The organism is Saliphagus sp. LR7, from assembly GCF_003344565.1.
Lineage (GTDB): Archaea > Halobacteriota > Halobacteria > Halobacteriales > Natrialbaceae > Saliphagus > Saliphagus infecundisoli.
The window spans coordinates 121,185-141,765 of the sequence record NZ_QPND01000005.1; the positions used below are offsets into that span (position 1 = coordinate 121,185).

General features: G+C 58.8%; 16 protein-coding genes and 2 pseudogenes. 7 read left to right on the forward strand and 11 right to left on the reverse strand.

Going from position 1 to position 20,581, the window contains the following annotated elements; all coding sequences use genetic code 11:
• Window positions 1–28 precede the first annotated feature (28 nt).
• A complete protein-coding gene (locus DVH23_RS09305) occupies window positions 29–2,260 on the reverse strand; it encodes a hypothetical protein (protein WP_114577170.1) in 2,232 nt (743 codons plus the stop codon).
• 320 nt (window positions 2,261–2,580) lie between these two features.
• Here DVH23_RS09305 and DVH23_RS09310 point away from each other — a divergent pair, with 320 nt between their 5' ends.
• The 4 genes from DVH23_RS09310 (at window position 2,581) to DVH23_RS09325 (ending at window position 6,400) form a co-directional block, all read left to right on the forward strand.
• Window positions 2,581–3,783: an ABC transporter substrate-binding protein gene (locus tag DVH23_RS09310; RefSeq protein ID WP_114577171.1), complete on the forward strand. Its 1,203-nt coding sequence runs from the start codon at window positions 2,581–2,583 to the stop codon at window positions 3,781–3,783.
• Window positions 3,780–4,622 (forward strand): ABC transporter permease, encoded by an 843-nt coding sequence (locus tag DVH23_RS09315; RefSeq protein ID WP_114577172.1) that lies wholly within the window; start codon window positions 3,780–3,782, stop codon window positions 4,620–4,622. The genes DVH23_RS09310 and DVH23_RS09315 overlap by 4 nt, the downstream gene beginning before the upstream one ends.
• Window positions 4,623–4,799: 177 nt before the next feature.
• Window positions 4,800–5,621, forward strand: coding sequence for an ABC transporter ATP-binding protein (locus tag DVH23_RS09320; RefSeq protein ID WP_114577173.1), 822 nt, complete (start codon window positions 4,800–4,802; stop codon window positions 5,619–5,621).
• A gap of 98 nt (window positions 5,622–5,719) precedes the next feature.
• A complete protein-coding gene (locus DVH23_RS09325) occupies window positions 5,720–6,400 on the forward strand; it encodes an ABC transporter permease (RefSeq protein ID WP_232833725.1) in 681 nt (226 codons plus the stop codon).
• A 540-nt stretch (window positions 6,401–6,940) separates the two neighbouring features.
• Here DVH23_RS09325 and DVH23_RS09330 read toward each other — a convergent pair.
• Window positions 6,941–7,672, reverse strand: coding sequence for a hypothetical protein (locus DVH23_RS09330; protein ID WP_114577175.1), 732 nt, complete (start codon window positions 7,670–7,672; stop codon window positions 6,941–6,943).
• Window positions 7,673–7,817: 145 nt separating this feature from the next.
• Window positions 7,818–9,446 carry a hypothetical protein gene (locus DVH23_RS09335; protein ID WP_157972370.1) on the reverse strand — a complete coding sequence of 543 codons (1,629 nt, stop codon included), beginning with the start codon at window positions 9,444–9,446 and terminating at the stop codon, window positions 7,818–7,820.
• Window positions 9,447–10,371: 925 nt separating this feature from the next.
• Between DVH23_RS09335 and DVH23_RS25000 the strand changes: the two genes are divergently transcribed.
• Window positions 10,372–10,503, forward strand: a complete 132-nt coding sequence (locus DVH23_RS25000) for a hypothetical protein (protein ID WP_255565235.1) — start codon at window positions 10,372–10,374, stop codon at window positions 10,501–10,503.
• 118 nt (window positions 10,504–10,621) lie between these two features.
• On the forward strand, window positions 10,622–11,653 hold the full coding sequence (locus DVH23_RS09340) for a Gfo/Idh/MocA family protein (RefSeq protein ID WP_114577177.1): 1,032 nt from the start codon (window positions 10,622–10,624) through the stop codon (window positions 11,651–11,653).
• 868 nt (window positions 11,654–12,521) lie between these two features.
• Here the strand turns inward: DVH23_RS09340 and DVH23_RS09345 are convergent.
• Window positions 12,522–12,962, reverse strand: coding sequence for a hypothetical protein (locus tag DVH23_RS09345; protein WP_198667895.1), 441 nt, complete (start codon window positions 12,960–12,962; stop codon window positions 12,522–12,524).
• A gap of 1 nt (window position 12,963) precedes the next feature.
• Window positions 12,964–13,485 (reverse strand): ArsR family transcriptional regulator, encoded by a 522-nt coding sequence (locus tag DVH23_RS09350; RefSeq protein ID WP_114577178.1) that lies wholly within the window; start codon window positions 13,483–13,485, stop codon window positions 12,964–12,966.
• Between the two features lie 411 nt (window positions 13,486–13,896).
• Here DVH23_RS09350 and DVH23_RS09355 point away from each other — a divergent pair.
• Window positions 13,897–14,166: pseudogene (locus tag DVH23_RS09355) on the forward strand (nucleotidyltransferase domain-containing protein); the annotation flags it as partial.
• A gap of 846 nt (window positions 14,167–15,012) precedes the next feature.
• Here DVH23_RS09355 and DVH23_RS09360 read toward each other — a convergent pair.
• The 6 genes and pseudogenes from DVH23_RS09360 to DVH23_RS09385 all read right to left on the reverse strand — a co-directional run.
• Window positions 15,013–15,420 (reverse strand): annotated as a pseudogene (locus tag DVH23_RS09360) (hypothetical protein); the annotation flags it as partial.
• An 8-nt stretch (window positions 15,421–15,428) separates the two neighbouring features.
• Window positions 15,429–16,151 carry a helix-turn-helix domain-containing protein gene (locus DVH23_RS09365; RefSeq protein WP_232833727.1) on the reverse strand — a complete coding sequence of 241 codons (723 nt, stop codon included), beginning with the start codon at window positions 16,149–16,151 and terminating at the stop codon, window positions 15,429–15,431.
• A gap of 326 nt (window positions 16,152–16,477) precedes the next feature.
• Window positions 16,478–16,903, reverse strand: coding sequence for a hypothetical protein (locus DVH23_RS09370; RefSeq protein ID WP_114577181.1), 426 nt, complete (start codon window positions 16,901–16,903; stop codon window positions 16,478–16,480).
• A gap of 530 nt (window positions 16,904–17,433) precedes the next feature.
• Window positions 17,434–18,216, reverse strand: a complete 783-nt coding sequence (locus tag DVH23_RS09375; RefSeq protein ID WP_114577182.1) for a winged helix-turn-helix domain-containing protein — start codon at window positions 18,214–18,216, stop codon at window positions 17,434–17,436.
• Window positions 18,217–18,219: 3 nt separating this feature from the next.
• Window positions 18,220–19,047 carry a winged helix-turn-helix domain-containing protein gene (locus tag DVH23_RS09380; RefSeq protein ID WP_114577183.1) on the reverse strand — a complete coding sequence of 276 codons (828 nt, stop codon included), beginning with the start codon at window positions 19,045–19,047 and terminating at the stop codon, window positions 18,220–18,222.
• A 197-nt stretch (window positions 19,048–19,244) separates the two neighbouring features.
• Window positions 19,245–19,754 (reverse strand): hypothetical protein, encoded by a 510-nt coding sequence (locus DVH23_RS09385; RefSeq protein WP_157972371.1) that lies wholly within the window; start codon window positions 19,752–19,754, stop codon window positions 19,245–19,247.
• Window positions 19,755–20,581: the final 827 nt, after the last annotated feature.

The following is a 20,581-nucleotide window of genomic DNA, read 5'->3' on the forward strand; positions in this document are numbered from 1 at the left end:
TGCGGCTGGATTTCGTTAGCTATCCGTGTTATTCGATCGTCGCATAGATTGGCGAACTCCAGGCCATGCCACCATCTTCCTGAATGACCCGGGCGTAGTACGCATGTTCACCGGACGACTGGTCCGAGAGATCGAACTCGAGCTCGACATCCGTCTCGGTGGCTTCGCCAACGCGCCGAACAGCGAGCTGGACGCCGAGATACTCCTCGATCTCGACGATCATCTCGTCGTCGAGTTCATCGAGTTCGAACGTTTCGTCGAGGAAGGGCACGCTGAACGCCAGTTTGGCGTCGTCAGGCGCATCGAGATCGACTTTGATGCCGAGGTAGTTGCCCGAGATCGTGCTGTCCCACTCGATGGCGTTGCTCGAGACGCGAGTGATACCCTGATCTGGATGATCGAAGCCGAACTCGGTCGCGTCGTTGATGATCCCCTTCGAGAGTGAGAGCGAGCCGTCGGCCTGGAGAACCTTGTGTCGGTTCTTTGAACGGGCACCGCTCCAGGTGAACTCGAGGAGGTCGTTTCCGTCGGTGAGGTCGACGGAGTCGATCATCTCCGCACCGTCGAAGAGATCGATGCGCTTGATCGGAGAGGTTCCGTAGGCCTCGACGGAGAACGGGGCGGCAGAATCGACCGTGACGTCTGCACCCATGTCGTTCCCGTCGAGATCGACGTCGAGCAGCATCCGCTCGCCAGTCGTCCCGTACGCGCGTCGCTCCGAGAGCGACTCCCAGAGGGAATCTCGGTCTAACGCCTCCATTTTGGCACCCATCAGTCCGCCCTTCACGTTGAAATCGGCCGCCTGGAGGTTCGCCTTTTCGTCCACTTCGAACTGGCTGGTCGGCCGTGCAGCCCCGAGTCGGCCAGTGTGGTCGTCGCTTCCACAGCTGAAGCCGACCTTGTAGCCGCGCTCGATCGCTTCGTGGCCGAGCCACTCGAAGACGCCCCAGATGGAGTTGATCTCGACGAACGTCGTCAGATCGGTATCGATCGTGTCCGGATCGCGGAGCCGGGCGGGACGGCCACCCTGGTGTGGGAAGATCAGGACGTCATCGCGACCCTCGTAGTAGTCGTAGAGGTTTTCGATCGGGTAGACGCCCTCGTGTTTGTTGAATCCCTCACCGTCCTGCCAGCTCCCGCTGGCGACGAGTGGTTCGTCTACGTTCCGATAGTAGACGTTCTGGTCACCGCCGGAGACGGTGTTCGAAGACCACTCGTTTGCCAGCAGCGTCACGTGCTCGCCGGGTTCGTGGTAGGTTTCGATCGCGTCTTTGATCTCCTCCCAATACTCTTCGTCGACCTGGAAGTCGTTTGCACAGTGGGAGCTAAAGTCGAGCATCCCCTCGTTGCGTGCGAATTGGAAATACTCGTCGATGGTTCCCGTACCGACGGTCTTCCCCGACTGGCCGTGAATATCACCCCAGTAGATCGAGTGTTCGCTCTCGGGATCACAGCGAAGCGGGTTTGACGTCTGACTCCAGTCGCGATCGGCGTCGCTTACGGTGACGCGGTGGACGCCTTCAGAGCTGAATTCGACCGGGATAAACGTGACCGGTCCATCGGCGTCGACGGTGCCGACGAAATCGGCCTCGTCGTCCGAGAGCTCGACCTCGAGCGTACTCGAGAAGTCGCGGGCGGTGTTTCCGAAGTAATCGAGTGCACGCACGACGATCTCGGTCTGTTCGCCGGGCTGAACCACCGACGGCGCAAACACCTGTAGCGACGTCGGTTCGCCGGCGAAGATCTCGTACTCCAGTTCGTCGAGGGTGACGTAGTCGCCGGTTCCCTGCATGTCGATCTGGAACATGAAGTGGAACGCGGTTTCCGGAAACGACTGGATACGGTGGCCGGGGCTGCCCTCGGATCGATCACCGTACGTGATCGTGACTTCGTCGCCTTCCTCGAGGTAGCCGTCGTAGGTGTCGATAATGACGTTGTCGCCCCACGGTTTTGGGTTCTGGTAGTAGCGGTCCCATCGTCCCTCGACGGTCGCCTCACCGGTGGTCGACACCGTACAGTAGTTCGGTTCCTCGGGTTCGTCGAACTGTGGTCGCCCCCAGTCGCTGGTCTGGTTGGTCGAGACCTTCATTCTCGTCCCGTCGTCGAACCCGAACTGGCCAACGGTGTACGTGATGGTCCAGGTTTCGTAGGCCCCGGCGGTCACCTCGTCGGTCGAGATGTCGACGGTGCCATAGTGCTTCTCGATTTCTTCTTCTGTTGTCTCCTCTTCGCCGAACAGCTCTTGTATACTTCCACTCATTATCTTCTATTTCCGAATGCCCTTCCCGGACATTCCACTCGCTCGTGCCCGTCCCCTCATATTAAGCTTTCCACAAGCGTCAACATAATCTCTCAATATATCGTGTATTACACTCTAAATCCGGTGTGAATACCACATATGGAGTGTTAACCGGCCTCGATCGAAATTGTTGGACGCCCCCTTATGTATCCGATTGGGCAGAATGGTGATGTTATTATGGAATAAGGGGGATAGGAACACATATGATTACAAAGATTGACCGAATCTATATGATTCATGCCCTCACAACACTTTTACGGGACATATGCCACTGATGATTCGTGCCAACAGATCGCACCCCCTGCGCTGACGAACGAACCGACTCATCAATTGCAGCTGAAGATCGAACCACGGTACACTCCGAATCAACGCGGGATGATTCTCCGCGCGGACTCCCCACGCGCCGGCAGTTCTTCGGCGCAGTAGGCGCCACCGGGATCGGACTCACGGCTGGCTGCACCAGCTCGATCACTGGCGGCAGTTCGGACGAAACGATCACTGTCGGATACCAGCAGTTCGGTACCCCCTACTGGTCCGAACTACTCGTCAAGAACGGCGAACTCGCCGAGGAGTACCTTCCGGACGGATACTCGGTCGAATGGCAGACTGCACTCCAGGGCTCGGTCATCGGGAACCGGATGGTGTCCGGAGAGAACGAAATCGGGTACAACGGCGATATGCCGACGATCATGGCGATCATCAATGAGGACACCCCGATCTCGATGACCGGTCTCTCGGCCTGGTCGTGGGGCCAACAGTGCAACCTCGTCATCACTCCCACGGACCGAGATTTCGATGGTCCACAAGACCTCGACGGGATGAACGTCGGCATCACGACCGGATCGTGTACGCACCGGTTCTGGCTGGACGTCGAGGAGCGAGAAGGGATCTCCGCGGAGATCACCGATACGGACATCAACACGATCCTTGCCGAGATCAGGGAAGGAAACCTCGACGCCGGACTGATGTGGGAACCGAATCCCAGCATGGCGGTCACCCAACAGGAGGAAGCGAACTGGTTCTTCACGGGTGCGAGGTACAACGACCCCGATATGGGTTCCGTCTCGATGACCGACGAGTTCATCGAGGAAAACGAAGACGCCGCAATCGCGTACATGAAAGCGGAGCTCGAGGCCAAACACATCTTCGAGGACGATCAAGAGCGAGCAGTTGAGCTCATCGGAGAGGAACCCGATCTCGAGGATTATGACGCAGAGACGATTGAAGCGTCCATCTACGAGCCTATCGACGCCAACGAGGAAGAGGTCAACAAGATGGAGTTCGCAACGGATATGCGTCAGATCGAACCGATCGACGTCCACATCAAGGAGACGGCCGCGAACTTCCTCGTCGACCAAGGCGAAATCGAACGAGCGCCGGAAGAGGACGATTTCAACTGGGATATCCTCGACGCCGCAATCGAGGAACTGGAAGACGAAGGCGTCGACTGGGATCCGACTGACGAGGAGGTTACGACGGAATGAGTATTTCCGATTCAGTCGGGGAGAAATGGCTCGGGGTGTCCCAGCAGCTGCCGTCGCTGCCGGCGCTGCCACGGCCCGTCTACAAAGGAGTATCCATCCTGCTCTTTCTGGGGGCGTGGTGGCTGTTCGTTGCGATCGAGTTCCTGGGGTTTCGCTTGATACCGACCCCGATCGAAACGATACGGGCACTCGTCGAGTCCATCCAAGGAGCTCCCCTCACCTCGGGCGGCCAGTCGTTGTATACCCACTCCTACTACACGATCATGCGCGTCGGATTGGGAATCGGACTCGGCATCTGTACCGCGATCCCGCTCGGGTTGCTGATCGGTTGGAGTGACCTGTTCGACAGATATCTCCTCCCCGCGTTCGAGGTCCTCCGGCCGATTCCCCCCGTCGCATGGGTTCCGATCGCGCTGATCGGATTCACGAGCGAGCTGATGAGCATCGTCTGGGTCGTCTTTGTCGGGGTCTTCTTCCCGATCCTGATCAACACGATCGACGGCGTCAAAGACATCGAGACCGATTACGTGCGTGCGATCTACAGTCTCGGCGGAAGCAGGATCGATCTCTTCAGACACGTCATTGTTCCATCAGCAATCTCGTCGATGGTCACAGGAACAGTGATCGGAATCGGGATCGGTTGGATTGCCGTCGTCGCTGCGGAAATGATCTCCGGAAACTACGGGGTTGGCTATGCGACGTACCAGGCGTATCGCGTGATGGATACCCAGACCGTGGTCATCGGGATCATCATCCTCGGCGCTTACGGCGCGCTCTCGAGTGCGTTCGTCTCGCTGCTTGGGCGTCGACTGACTCCATGGGAACGACTTGAGAGCTAAGACGATGTGTACGCCAACTTCCCAGACCCGCGCAAAATCGAACTCGAAACCGGCTCCCAGTCTCAGCCATCCACTGACTGTCCAACCCGTACACGAGCGTGATGTGATCGTCGGACGGGCAGAATCACGATCGAAATCACCGGTATCGGTCAGAAACATGACAATCGAATGTAAACGATGACCGGACAACAGCACGAAACGACGGAAGAAACCGAATCCACGGCCCAACAGGGATCGGTACTACTCGACGAGGTGACGAAGGTCTACGATCCGGACGGCGAACACGTCGTCGCCGTCGACGACGTGGATCTCAGGATCGACGCTGGTGAATTCATTACCGTGCTTGGCCCCTCAGGCTGTGGCAAGAGCACCCTGATGAACTGTATCGCAGGCTTTCTCGAACCGACATCCGGTCACGTCTACGTCGATGGCGATCGAGTTGAAGGCCCGTCGGAACGCCGCGGCGTCGTTTTTCAGGCAAACCGATTGCTCCCATGGAAGACGATCGAGGAAAACGTCAACCTCGGGCCGAAGATGCGTGGCGAACTCGTCGAGGGGCGCGCGAGCGAACTGCTCGCCGAGATGGGCATCGAGGGGACGGAAGATCAGTACCCGACGGAGCTCTCCGGGGGGATGCAACAGCGAGCCGAAATCGCGCGCTTGCTCGCGAACGACCCGGATATCATGCTGATGGACGAGCCGTTCAGCGCGCTTGACGCGCTGACGAAGGAGATCATGCAAGAGATGCTCCTCGAGATCTGGGAAAAAGACAATAGAACGGTCGTCTTCATTACGCACGACGTCTCCGAGGCGATATTCCTCGCCGATCGCGTCGTCGTCATGAGCGCCGCACCGGGTGAGGTAAAAGCCGACATCGAGGTCGACATCCCGCGGCCACGAAACCTGGACGTAACGACGACCGATCGGTTCAAAGAACTCGAACGGGAGGTCCTCGAACTGATCCACAGCGAAGCCAGGGAAGCCATGGGTGGCGCCTGATGAGTGCCGTATCCGGCTTCACCCGCCCGTCGGTCCTCGATCACGCCAATGTCGTCGTCTCGATCCTCGGGCTCGTCTTCGTGTGGTGGCTCCTTGCCGTGAACGGAGCTATCAACAGCCTTCCGGGGCCTTTGCCCGCGGTCGACGCGATGGTCTCGATGCTCCCTACTGCAGAGTTTCACTCATCCGTGATTGCCAGTCTGAGACACGTGTTCGTCCCATATCTGGCTGCAACCGCTCTCGCCGTCCCGCTCGGGGTCGCGATCGGTCTGAGCCTCACGTTCCGAGATCTCGTCTTCCCATCGCTCGAAATGCTCCGACCGGTCCCGCCGATCGCGTGGATCCCCATCGCGATCCTCGTTCTGCCGACCACACTGGCGAGCATCATGTTCATTACGTTCATGGGCGCCTTCTTCCCGATTCTACTGAACACGATCCGAGGCGTCGAGCGGGTCGAACCGGATTACGTCAAGGCCGTTCAGTGCCTCGGCGGAACCAGGCGTGACGTGCTGCGACAGGCTATTCTCCCGGCGGCGTTGCCGTCGATTCACACCGGCCTCGTCATCGGGATGGGCCTCGCATGGGTCAACCTGGTCGCAGCGGAGATGATCGCCGATGCCGGTCTCGGACGGCTCATCTGGGTCGCCTACACGACCGGGAACTATGCGAACATCGTCGCCGGCGTCATCTTCGTCGGACTCCTGGGATACGCCTCCTCAACCCTCGTTCGGTGGATTGGACAGCGACGGATGAGTTGGAACGTGGAGACGTCGTCATGAGAACCGATGGCAAAATTCGCTCGACGGGACTCGTTTCTCCCACGGAATCCGGGGCGCTTCGACTGCTCACACGGGCTCGAGCCATACTCCCTCCGATCGCGTTTCTCGCAGTGACCACAGTATTGCTCTCGATGACCGAATCACTATCGGCGACCACGGGTTCCGTTCCACTGCCCAACGGATTCAGTGCCACAACTGATACAGCACCACTCGAGATTGCGGGCACATCGACACTCGCCGTCCTCGGATATGTCGACTTCGGTATCGCACATCTGTACGTGCCAGCAGAGTCACTGCTCATGGTCGTAGCTGGCGTATTCCTGGTCTCTCGTGGACGGACTGGAACAGTCGCCGGTATCGCCCTCGGTGGCTGTGCTGCTGGAACACTGGTCCTTGTCATGGGATGTCCATGCGGATCCGGATCAGCAATGGCACTCCGGGCGCTCCTCTCTTGATATCGAATCCGTCTCTTTGACACCCTCTCCGCCCTGAACGGCGAGGCTTTGGGCCTGGTTCAACGTAGCGCCACACAGAACACGCTCATGAGATCCATGTCTTCCCTCTCGGGTGTATATACAGAATTGTAATATCGCCTGCCTTGTCGCGAAGCCACTCACGGGCAGCCATTCCCACCCGCTGTTTTTTCGTTTCGCTTTCTTCGCTCTCGGCGAGAGGGTCAGCAAAGAGATAATTGTTATTGGAGACGAGTATAAAGAAGGTATCTACCGAATCTGGGAGCGAGTGGAGCTTTTCAAACTCTCCAAGCAGACTATTCTCGTCTGTATTCAGAATAGACTGGAGTTCTTCCAGATCCATCTTCAATAGCTCATCACTATTCACGGAACATGTGGTTGGTGGATAGCACTTATTTTTGATGAATTTGATCCCGAATGCAGTAGCCAGATCATCGTTACTAAACCGCTTTGACCCCGACCGAACCCATTCGACGGGGTTGTTCACTGTTCCGTTGAACACGATGATGTCGAATTTCGTTCTCTTCCCAACGCTCGCGTTAAGTCGGACCCGTTCGATTTCTCCCCGCTCTTGGAAGCGTTTCTCGACAACGTCTTTATACGACTGTTTGTATGACTTCGTGTCTCCAACAAGGCGTGGGTTCTGAACCGTAGCCATCTCTTCTCCACGTTCCGCTAACGTGTCGACTAACGAGTTGTATAGATGAACGCGGAGATCCGCCTCTGTTCCAAATTCAATTGGATACTTAATGAATTCATCAGCAAGCTGCTCGACTATTCCCCCGTATTCAACACCCATCACTTCCATAAGTGGGAACGACACGATAACAGTTGGGGTGGAGGGTGTCGAGAAGATCTCCACAAGCTCCAGTTCGAGTGTTTGGATGACTTTACCTATTGGTACCGGTATCTCACGTCTCCGTTCTGAGGACTCTATAGCTCAGTCATCCAGAGTGGAAGGGAACGTGTCGGCAATCCGCCCATATAATAGAGCGGGAGGTAGTGACATCCACACTGTCAACTGCACTGACAGAGACAGTCTGTTGGTCGGCATCCTCATCGGTTTCGACCCGAACTGGGAACTCGACGTCTTGCTGCGTAGCGTACGTTTCATACCCCAGTGAAACGGTCTCTGTCTCTCCAGGGCCAATGGTCACAGATGTACTGTCTACCTGTTCGGGCTCCTCACCGACGATTAGCCGGACCTCCTGTGACGCTTCACTCTCTCCGGTGTTCTCGATCTGTGAGGTAACCTCCAAGTACTCACCGCCTTGAACGGGATCAGTTATCCCGAGAATCGTCACTTCGAGTGTTCCCTCTCCATTAGCAGGATCATCGCCTGCATCACCAACCACTTCGACCGTCTGTTCGTCGTCATCGCTATCAGTCTCGACCCGAACCGGGAACTCGACATCCTGCTCAACCGGGTAGGTTTCGTAACCGAGAGTTATGGTTTGGGTCTCTTCAGGGCCAAGCGTGACAGAGGCGGCATCCAGTTGATCCTCTCCAACCACGAGTGCAATAGACTCGGTGACTTCCGTGTCCCCGGGATTTTCGATTTGAGCGGCTACTCCAAGGTATTCGCCTGCTTCAACCGGGTCGTTTGTAGCACTGATAGTTACGTCTACGGTGGCCCCGTCAGCTTCGACTTCGATGAATGCATAGTCATACGGTGGACTGGAGTAGTACAACCAGTCTGCGTGGCCGCCTGATTCGACGAACTCGTACGTCTCTGTCCCAGTCGAATCGTGGTGGGGAATCGCAACTAGAGCTTGACTTGAACTGAGCGGTTCATCCAGTTCAATCTCAACGGGTTCATGGGATCCGGGGTCGAGATACTCCGAGGCACCAACAACTGTTCTGCTCATAGACTCGTGCTGTAAATTCCACTCGTCGGCTGGTGGCGAGAGCATACTGTCCTCACTACCGTCGTAGACTGCGACGAATCCACCGTGAGAGAGCGAAACAGAATCGGCGATTACCAGCTCGCCGTCGGACGGTTGATCGGCGAATGTAATGCTGGCTTCTGGTCGTTCTCCTGTGCCATATTCGACACATCCTTCGATGGATTTCTCGATCGGATTATCTACATCGTGATCGATTTCGTCAGACGGAGACATCGGGTCTATGTCGGTCTCTTCAGAGAGCCGTACGTAGTCGATATAGAACAGCGTTTCAGATGAAACGTCAATGGCCGAGGTGCCATCGTCTGAGAGCAGGTCACTACCGTAGTGATGATTTGACGTATCCGTTGCACCGGATAGATGAGAGGCCTCAAGATGAACTCCTTCAAACTTCCCGGTGATCTCGACTTCGGCGCAACTGTGGAACTCGACGGGTGGCTCTTCGCCCGCCGCTTGTTCGTCTTCGTCAAGCTCAGTCTGGACTGGTTGAACACTGCTAATTCCTGGAGCCGAGGTAATCACTCCCGTTTGGATTCCCGTTCCAGCAGCAGCAGCCGTCGTTGCACCCAGCAGCGTGAGTAGCTTGCGACGGTTTACTTTCATTCCTATACTAAACTCTCTGTGAGTGTCGCGTCCACCGTTTTTCAGTGATACAATGCCACATACCAAGGCTTACAGTAGCAAATTATATAATATGTCTTCGCCACAGTAGTGACTATCATAAGTTGTTACCATATATTGCGAATCTCTATCATTTGAGAACCTCATTTGAGAACCTTGGAAAGGTGCTTTCCCATCAATTATCAATGACGATCCGGCCGCATTCGAGTATGTTAGTGGGTTCGTGAGGAGCGTCTGGATCCTCGCTCGAGGGTCGGTGTGGGTCCGTGGACGGCCTCAGCCGTGGACGCCAGCTGTCTCCGGGGGAGCGTCGGTCAGTGCGGATTCGCCTGGGATCGCGGCGTCCGCAGGAAGGACGAGCCGGCGTGGGCGAGACGACTAGGTGGGTGGATCACTCGCAATCTCGACATCGGTTCCGCCACATTCCGTACACGTATCGTCCTGCCACGGTACGGATTGATGGATCAGTCGCGGTGCGTCACATTCGTTGCAGTATCCGTCTTTGGCTATCTTGGACATGGCCCCCACCACTATCGTGTTATCTTCCGTGTCCGAAGCCCACGTCACCGACTGACGCGGACGACAGAACTAATCTAGTGGGCCATACGCATAATTATTTGGACGTCAATGGACATGACTGATCGATATTGTCCAACAGTCGTCGGAAGTGTCGAGGCTTCCGGTCGAGATCATAGCGATCGGAACTGCCTCGTGGGGTGGAGCCGGCTCGAGTGACAGAGACGCCACTCCGGTGGGTCGAATGACGATAGCGGCTTGTGAACTACCAGAAGTTGTCAATACGTTTTAAGTTTGGGTCCGCAAAGCTCCAGAGAATGAGAGGGGAAACTCGGAAAGCGGCCATCTCGAGATGGAGAGACGTTCTGCAGAGCGGCTGTCCGGGCCGGGCTGTGGGACATCACGTACGATCCAGGTGGGATCGACCGTTCGAGGGGCTCGACGGAGAGAGGAGCCAATGGACGAGTTGAGCGCGATCCAACGGGACCTCTTGGTCGTGCTCACGGGATTCGATGGCCCCTCGGGCCAGCTGCTCAAAGCCGAACTCGAGGAGTACTACCAGATCGAACTGAACAATTCCCATCTCTAATTCGAACCTCGAACGGCTCATCGAGGCGGGGTTCGTCGAGAAAGGCGAGCAGGACGGCCGGACGAACTTCTATTTCCCGGGAGAAAAGTGTTAGAATAGGAGGGGTCAATCACACCATATGCACGATCGTAACGGCCTGTCCAAGCCGATCCGATGGGGCGTGATTGGCTGTGGCGATGTTCTCGAACGGAAGAGCGGTCCCTCGTTCCACCAATCCGAACGAAGTTGCATTCAGACTGTTGTCTCCAGCGACGGCGAGTCGGCCGCGCGCTATGCGGAGATCCACGACGTGTCGGTCGCCACCGGTGACGCCGAACAAGTCATGACGGACCCCGAAATCGATGCCGTCTATATCGCGTCGCCGCCCGATACCCACGAGGAGTTTACCGTTGCCGCAGCCGAGGCTGGTAAACCGGTCCTCGTCGAGAAGCCGATGGGCCGTAGTGTCACAGAGGGGCGTGGCATGATCGATGCCTGCGATCGGGCTGGTGTCGAATTGTTTGTCGCGTACTACCGGAGGTTCCATCGTCATGTCGAGGAAATACGGTCGCTGCTCGCGGAGGGACGGATCGGTGAACCGGTGTGTGCCATTGTCAACTACGCACACCCGCGACCGAACGACAGCGGATGGCGCGAAATGCCCGAGATCAGCGGCGGGGGCTGGTTCGTTGACGCGACCTCTCACCGCGTCGACCTCCTCTGTCACCTGCTGGGGGCGCCGACTGAGGCAACCGGTGTCGTCCGCTGTGATGACGGAGACAGTCAAACGGAGACGGCCGTCTCCCTTTCGCTCTCTGTCGCGGATGGTGTCTGTTGTACAGTTACGAGTGATTTCGTCGGCGCGGGTTCGACCGACCGCTTCGTGATTCGAGGCACGGCGGGTTCGATCGTCGCCGAAACGCTAGACAGCGGCGATTTTACCTACGAGGTCGCAGGAGAGTCGGGGAGCGTCGCATGCAACCAACCAGAAACGACACATGGGGGCCTCCTCGACCACGTCGAGGCCGTCCTTTTGGACGGGAAGACGAACCGCTCGACCGGCCGGGACGCCATTCAGACAGAAGCGATCTTGGACAAGTGCGTCCGGAGTGTGTACGCAGACGCGATCCCGACGACCGTGTGGGATGGATCGTTTCCTCTGACCGACTGACACACGGGTGCTGTCGGCTCTGTTGGTACACTCGTAGTGGACCTCTGTCCACGGTCCGTCAACGAACGGGTACTCGTTGGTCTTGCGGCAAGTTCCAATAGTTGTCAGTCGACTATCGAAACGGCGGATGCGACGCCCGTCACAGATGTATCCCGTTCGCTCAAATCCGGTTACTCGTGATGGCATAGAAATAACACTTGGGGCCGTACTGATCGGTGAAATTCGTGCCTTCTCTGTTGTGATCGAGCAACTCGCCGGGCGTCCCTCGTGGTGATCGCCGACGATCGCTCTCGGGTAGACCCACCAGTAGTGGACCGCTAGAGCAGACCGCGTTCGGGTAGGTTGGTAGGTTCGTGAAGCGTGTTGGCCCTTGCTCGAGAGGGTCTCAGTCCGTGGACGCTCTCAACAGGCAGTAGCGAGGAGTCCCCTTCCTCACCGAGCGGCAAAGCCGCGAGTAGGGAGGGAAGGAATCGCGTTGCGAAGGTGGGCGAAACAGTTAGTATCGCCCGGTTCGTCGTCCTCTGTCGTCCGAAGCGGGCTTCAGACAGCCCAGCAATGGGTGCCGAACCAACACGTCGGTGCGGGAAAGGTTTGGTTCCTCGCTCCGGACGGGCCGTCGTCAACCGGCCCCGAAGGACGGACCGACGACGCGACCGCTCCGAGCACGCTCGACTTGCCGCGACGTCGCCGAGGTCACGTCCAATTTCATTGCCTCTGCCGACCGACCGCACCGGCACACAAGTCGGTCCGGGACCACAACTCCCGACCGAAGCCACGCAAGCCCCGTCCGCAGAACGCCGAAGGCGTTCAGGGCAGGGTAGTTGACCTGCGACCGTCAGCTGTCCCCGGACTGTCGTTCGAGTGGGTCTTAGTTGACTCGTGTCTCCCAGCGCGACAGCACCTCCCAGACGACCCGTGTCGGATTGAGCGAGGACAACGTGTACGGCTCGTAGGTGTAGGCGTCCGTCTCGTCCGACCGTTCCTGTACGTGTCCCCACTCCTCGACGTGGTCCTGTGGGTGATGGTGCCAGCCGACATCACTCGTACCATCACTATAGTGAAACGAGAACTCCGGTGGGGCCTCGGGCGTCTCGCCCGCGAACCAGCTGACGGTGAACGTCGCTGTCTCGGCGTCGATCTCGGCACGATCCGTCGCGATCTCCCCGATGACTCGTGTGTACGCTCCCGATGGGAACCCACGAACTGCAGAGATCGCCGGATGGCGTTCGAGTTCGCGTTGGATTCCACGAAGTGCCCGATGTGACGTTTCGCCCGGGTCGTACGACCCTGGCCCTCCGGCTCCAGGCATATCAGGCCGAGGCGCGATCCGGCCGACTGTACGCCCCGTAGTTCTTGATCGCATCCTCGACGAGACTGAGGCGGTAGCGACAGAGCTCCCAGTCGTTCGCGGTCTCTCGGAGCTCCCGCGTTTCTCGTGCGGTGGCGGTATCGCTAGCCAGGGCCCGGAGCTCGTTCGGCGAGTCGATGCCATACGTCTCGCGCCACCCCTCGATCCGCTCTTGGAGGTCGGCCTTGCGCTCGATGAGGTCGTCCTGGTCGTGGGACTCGAGGAGATCACGGATCGTTTCCATCCGCGTATGGAGCGGATCCGGCGCGTACAGCGTCGTTCCATCACGGCCGGTCGTCAACAGGACGTTCAGATCGACGAGCCGTTCGAGATGGTCCCGTGCGGTGTTCTCGGCGACGTGTGCCTCGTCGGCGATAGAGGACGCCGAACGGGGGTGTGAGACGGTTCCCGCCGCCGATCGCACGCGATCAAACGCGCTCGTGTGTGCTTTCCACGCTTCGGTACCCGGTGCATCCTCGCTCATACCTGCTCGTTCGCGATAGAGCGCAATAAATATACTTGTAGGCCGAATAATTGAGTTTAATCTCTCCACGCCCTGCATGTAACGCGAGTCTCGAGTGGGGCCGGGGTGGACGTATCTCGGTGGAATCGATCGATTGGATGGTTCCGACAGCGTTCGGACGCAGCGCCAGCGAACCGAGATGGTCCTCGATCGACGGTGTCGCTGATCCGGATCGGTACGCCGGACTTCCTCCGATACGATTCTCTTGTAGTCCTATATGCTTAGGCCCCAGCGTTATTCGGCTGTCACCCGAAGCACGGATGTCGGCTTGCTTCCCGTTGGCCGGCACCTTCCCACCCCACCCACCACTCACTCGCGTCACACCGCTGCTCTGCTTTTCTCGGGGCGGCGCAGGCCCGTGATCGATACGGAAACGCGATCGAGGCCATTCTCCTGTATGGCAGCGTCGCCCGAGGGACCGAACGAGGTGCCGATTCCGACGTCGATCTCCTCGTCGTCGTGAGCGATGCTGTCGATGCCTCATCCCTCGAGGACCGCCTCCGTGATCTCGCCTCCGACATCGAACTTAACCGCGGCGGCGTCCTCTCCGTGCTCGTGCTCTCGGAATCTGACGTCGATGCGCAGACGGACCGCCCGTTTTTCGCGGCAGTGCAGCAGGACGCGACCCAACTCCATGGGTGAAGACGGGGACACCGATGCACGGCGAGAGTTGGACCGTGTACGGGAGCAGTCGGGATCCGCTCCGATCGGGCCGGTCACATCTCTCAGATCAGTCGTACTGACTCCCCGGCATCATCCCCGATGATGTCCGCAACGCCATAGACGAACACGTCATCCGCATAGCCGCGGGCAGCAACGCCACGTTCGATTCCGTTTCGTGCCGGCTTTTGACATCCCCCACACGACTGAAGTCGTGGGATTCCTCGCGCTCGGGGCCGGTCACGCTGACCACCCCGACGGAGGCAACTTCCCAACCCCAGTGGTTGGTCCCGGTTTGTAGGCAGTGCGTCGAGGCGATGAACGCATGGCAACGTCAGTCCGAACGCGTTCGGACTGCCTCGCTAACACCCTACGGGCGGTGCCATCAGCCACACTCAATCGGGCAGGGTTGCTTTTTGTTGATGGGGACCCCAATCCAACCCCAGTTTTCCCAGTCGAGTTAGACTCATAAACGGCCCCAGAGTGCCTAAGTCTTGCGGTTTCGAGTCTCTGCCTACCGCTTAGACCCACGACTGAAGTCCTGTCTCTTACCCACAAATCGAGCCAGTCTACTGAGAGAACGGGATCAATGAAAGCGACCGAAATACCGGATATGTACGGGCCTATCCACCCTTGGAAGGTGATTTCGACGAGCTCACTCACCCGCGTTCATCCATCCCCACCGTCGATATCATCGTCCGAATACCCTCCTCATCTCGATCTGGTGGTCAAAAATCGAGGCCGAGAGGGTCTGAAATGCTCGCGTGGAACGCCGCGAACTTGTGGGTAAGAGACAGGACTGAAGTCGTGGGTTTCCGCTTAATTCGTGTCATCCGTAAGGACGACCACGGCGTCTACTGCGTGGTCTCGTACGTACTCGATGGCCAGCCCGGCAAGGATCGTATCCGTTTTCTCGACATCGTGTTCGGCCTAGCCCGTCTCGCTTGCGATCGTTCGCCGGGCGATATCGCTCGCTGCAACGGCATCCCCATCGGTCGGCGCCGGTGGCTCGATAATCTCGGCCCAGCCCTCGTCACGTGCCGTCCGAACACGGTCCGTTTCTGGCCCGCCGAGTTCGTCAACGAAACGGCGAGGGAAGTTACACACGACACCGGCCTCTCGGACGGCGCTGCGAAACCGAGCGTACCGCGGGTTCGAGGGCGCACCGATCGCGAAGAAGACGTTCGCATCGACGAGCGCGTCTCGATCGGGTGACAGCGGTGTCTCGTGGCTCATTCGATACCTCAGTCAGGAGGATCCGTCCGTGCGGGATCGTCTTCGGTGTCATCGAGGTCGGGGACCTCGATCGTGTCGGCGACATCCGGGAAGAGGTGCCCGAAGAACGGATCACGCTCGCGGCCGAGGACCAGCGCCGGTCTGAGCGCGTAGATGATCATCATCGCCTCCGTGTCGCGAACGTCGATATCGGCGGCAACCATCCGCTGGGTCGTCTCTCCCGCGAAATGCAACCCGGCACCTCGCAACGCGGCGACGAGTTTCCCGATCCCGTAGCGGTCGCCGAAGTAGGCGACGTCCTCGTCGATCTCTTGGAGCGCGGTCGCATGGAGGACGGTCGGCGTGATGACGATCGGGGCATACGGCTCGACGACAGCGATGGGATCGGCCGTCAGCTGCTGGGGGCGAGTCGACTCGTCGCGGTCGACCAGCCCGAGATCAACCAGCCGATCGATATACTCGTAGGCCGTCGATTTGGAGATCTCGAGCCCCTCGACGACCTCCGGGGGCGTCACCCGCCCCCAGTAGCAGACATAGACGTACACCCGTGTCACTGCGGGCTGGGTGAGTAGTTCGACGACCGTTTCGAGTTTCGGGGCGTTTTGGGCGAGCGTCGCCGGGTCGAGTGCCTCCTCACTCATGGCGTCACGGGGTGGTGGATTCGGCATGTCGATACCGCCGTCCGGTCGGAGACGGTCATCGCCGAGCATACAATGTAGTTCGAAGTCCATGGACTTCAGACTTCAGGCGCAAGAGCCATTGGATCCTCTTCAACGCCAGTCAGTGGATCTTGACTCCGGTCAGACAGTATTCATCGACTGCTGGTTCCAGGGATCCGTGGACAGCTGTCGTCTCCGGTAGGGCCTCGAGTGGGTGTCTCTTAGACTGATCGCCGACGATCGCTCTCAGGTGGACCCGCGGGTAGTGGACCGCTAGAGCAGACCGCGTTTGGGGAGGGTGGTGGGTTCGGGGAGCGTGTGGAGCCTCGCTCGAGGGCAGGTGTAGGCTCGTGGCGCCCTCAGCCGTGGACGTCAGCTATCTGCAGTCGACGACAGTGTCAGTTGCCCCATCGCGGAGCACTATCGAGATCCGATAGCGTCCGCTTTCGAAGTCGTGGGACACACAGTTCGACGAAGGTGGTGAGATTGGCCGCAGCCGAGGGGTCATAGCCGAAGATCACGCCCCGTTCGTCCGGCTGATTGAAATGCAGGAGAACCAACTCGTCGAAGAGATGAAGCGAGCAGTAGAACGAACCGACGTCGAAGAGCCGTTCTCGGTCGGTATTCCGGCGGGCGTCCTGTCTGAATGCCTGGACGACGTCGTCGCTGGTCGCGTCCCACTCCTCGATCTGACCGTACACTGCCTCCTCGCCGTACAGAAAGTGCCACCCATCGGGGTCGTATTCGACCACCGTACGGAGCGTGTCGCCGGTCTCTTCGAGGAGGAACTCGATCAGGTCGGTCTCGGTGTCGGTGTCACTCACTCGTCAGCCCTCCACTGGCGGGCGTCGAGCCAACGCGGTGTTCGCTTTCGAGAGAACACATACTCTGTAGTGAAAATAGCGCCACCAAAAAGGTATCGGCCCCTGACAAGATCCGGGATGCACAGTCTGAGTTGGTTGGTTCAACCGGCACTGCTCTCAGCGGGGGAGGGCCGTTATCTCCCCCTGAACACGGCGCCGAGGTATGCGAGACCTCAATCCGCGAGATCTGACCGTAGCTCGGGATTAGGTGGGTGGATCACTCCTGATCTCGACATCGGCCCCCCCACAGTCCGCACACGTGTCGTCCTGCCAGGGCACCGACCGATGGACCGTTCGTGATGCATCACACTGGTTGCAGTATCCCTCTGTAGCGATCTTTGACATTGTCCCCACCAGTGGGACGACCGTGTCGCCCCGCTTCTCACCAGGGGCCTGTGAAGCATTAGTGTATCTCGTGCACACCGTGCAGGGGGTGCAGTGACAGGGAGACCAGGCGCAATGCCGGGCCTGTGGGCCGTGGATACGCACCGTCACTCAAGCGGACGGAACGCCTCTCGGTGCTCAGCGTAGCTGTTCTCGGCCCAGTCCATGACGACATCGGATTCACTCTCGACCAGCGCCCGGGGAAAGCCTCGATCGTCTTTGACCCCGATGTGGACCAGCTCGTCGTAGATGCCCAGAAAGTATTCGATCTCGTCATCGGAGACGAACAGCGAGACCGAGTCTGACTCGATCAGGGCGGCAAGGACGTGTTCATAGCGGTCATCCGAACGGACCGTGTCCGCGACGTTCGCTGAGACGACGAGCTCGTAGCTCCGGTCGTCCGTGATGCTCTCCGAGAGTTTACGGAGGTGAGTCAGCCCCGACCAGGGGAGGAGACACCGAAACGTGGTCGTCTCTTGGAGCACCGCAACGTGGCGATTGACGGGTGCGTACGGATCGTGTCGATCACCAGTGATGATCTCGGCCCCAGCGAGGTGATCGAGCTCGAAGTCAAGGACGCCATCGGGAAGCCACTGGAGGACCGGGCGTAATCGTTCGACGGTCGTCATCGTAGTCATGAGCGTCGAGAGTTCCCCAGCCACGACCGTTCCACGGGCGGTTACCTCGTACGCGGTTCGGGTCGGATCGTACGAAACGTAGCCGTGGCGTTCGAGCGCGTCGAGGTGGCGGCCGATCGTCGTCCGGGACGCATCGATCTGGCGTCGGAGGTCAGGTGTGGCGCACCAGCCGGCCTCATCGATGGTCTGCAGGAGCCGGGCACGAACGGGTGAAGACGTCAGGAACCCGACATCGTCGATCGCGTCGGTCATCGTTCAGTGGGGATCCATCACCTGTTCGAGTGGGTCGGCTGTCTGTCGATACTTCCGATATCGATCCTCAGCCCACGCGTAGACGTCGTCGTCCTCGGTTTCCAGAAGGGCTCGGGGCCGGCCGTCTTCGTCGACCACCGAGAGATGCACCGTCTCGTCGTACAGTCCGACGAAATACGGAATCTCATCGTCCGAGCGGCGTACCTCGACCTGACCCGTCCGGAGCACGCGCTGCATCTTCTCTCTGTACCGTGGGTGTGAGTCGAAGAGCTCGGCGATTTCGGGGCCGACGATCAACTCGACCGAGACGTCATCGTTCGTCTGGAGCATCTCGAAGGAGGCTTCCATTCCACGCTCACCGACGATGGGGAGAGCGAACCGGTGGGTTTCGGTCACTTCCATCAACTCGACGTGTGCGTCCTCGGGAGCGTACGGGTTCGCCTGGGTCGCGACGATCATCGTCGCGTCCGCCAGACGCCACAGCAGCGGCGGGTCGAACTCGCCTGGCGGGGCCCACTCGAGAAACGGCTCGAGCGCCCGTGTCGCTGCGACGGTCTCGACCAGTTCGAAGAAATCGCCGGCGACGACCTCGCCGATCCGTGTGAGCGCGACGTCGTCGTGATCCCGTTCGATGAATCCTCGCTCCTCGAGGGCCTCGAGGTTGCGCCCGATCGTCGTCCGGGAGCAGTCGAGACGGTCCCGGAACGTGGCTTTCGCGACCCGTCTCGAGTCGGCCTCTCGAAGGAGTTCGAGCATGTTGACTCGGGACGCGGAGTTCGCTAGAAAGCCGATCTCCTCGATCGCTTGTTGGTCCCCCACAGTGTCCCCCATTAGTGAGGCTGTGTGACAAACAGGTAGTTAATCGTTGTGGCAGGTCAGATGGCACCGTTAACTTAGGCAGACGTTCCAGGTCCATGCGAACTGCTTGAGCCAGTTATTCGTCGTTGAAACGGTGGCTCCAGTGAACGAGGCGTAGAAGGTTTCGATCCGGCGTTTCAGCTCTTGGATCCAGCGTTCGACGCGATTTCTCACGCTATGGCGACGGACGATGTGCATGATACCCAGCGGGGTGAAGACGGGGCCGTGCTGGCCCCGTCTGTCACCACGATCGATGAGAAGCGCCCAAACAGCTCGACGAGTTCCGTCAGGAACCGCCGAGTTGTCAACGTATTTTTCGACGGTGCAACCGACGCGTGCAATAGGTGACGTGTTTCGGGATCGACCGCCGCGAACAGCGTGAACTCCTCACCTCCTTGGCTGACCGCCGTCTCGTCCATCAGCACGACCGCCGGCAGGTCGGCGGCCGGCCGCCGACCAGCCTCTGTCAATCGCTGATCGAATTTCTGAATCCACCGCCAGACTGCCACGTGAGACCGCTCGATACCGAGCCATCCGGGCACCCGCGAGACCTTTCGAAGACTCACCCCGTGATTGTACAGGAGGATCGCCAGCTCCACGGCCTGGCGATCCGTCCGCTCGCGCTCGAAACACTCACTCTCGTCCAGAACCTCAGTCAGGTCGGGAAGGCTTGGTTGCATCAACTCCACTAGGAGACGAACTTTCCCATCCTTGTCGCTAATCCTATTTTCGCGGTTCAGTTGAGAGGCGGTTCGAGGTTGTTTTTACGGTTAGAGTGGAAGGCTCCCCGTAGCGTCTATGCCGTTTCAGCGGTAGTGGGTTCCCGCGCTGGCTCCACAGTGGAGCGTATCGAATCGGTGACGCATCCCCAGTTTGGCACTCAAAACCGATAGACTGCACTGCTCTCCAATAGATCGTGCTACACGTTCAGATTAAACCGGGGAAGCAGGACAAAGTTAACACTGCCGGTGAGGCAGCCATGTCCCCCTGGAGACGGCGTCAAGGTATGCGAGACCTCGATCCGCGAGACCTGACCGTAGCTCGGGACTAGGTTGGTGGATCACTCCTGATCTCGACGTCCGTCCCCCCACAGTCCGCACACGTGTCGTCCTGCCACGGCACTGATTGATGGATTAGTCGCGGTGCGTCACACTGGTTGCAGTATCCGTCTTTGGCTATCTTTGACATGGCCCCCACCATTGTGCTTTCGCACGTCGTGTCCGAAGCCCACGTCATCGGCTGACGCGGATGTCAGAACTGATCTAGTGGGCCATATGCATAATTATTTGGACATCAATGGGCATGACTGATGGATATTATATAACGTTCGTTGGGTGGCGGTGGGGAAGAACTCGACGTCACACAAACGGAAACCGACCACTAGCGGAGTAGAGACGTCGATGGCGGAGACGGCGGTTGTGCGTTCGTCGGCTATGGCGATCTCGAACTACCGATAGTTGTCAATACGTTTTAGGGAGGGGCTGCAAAGCCCCAGAGAGGATGAGAA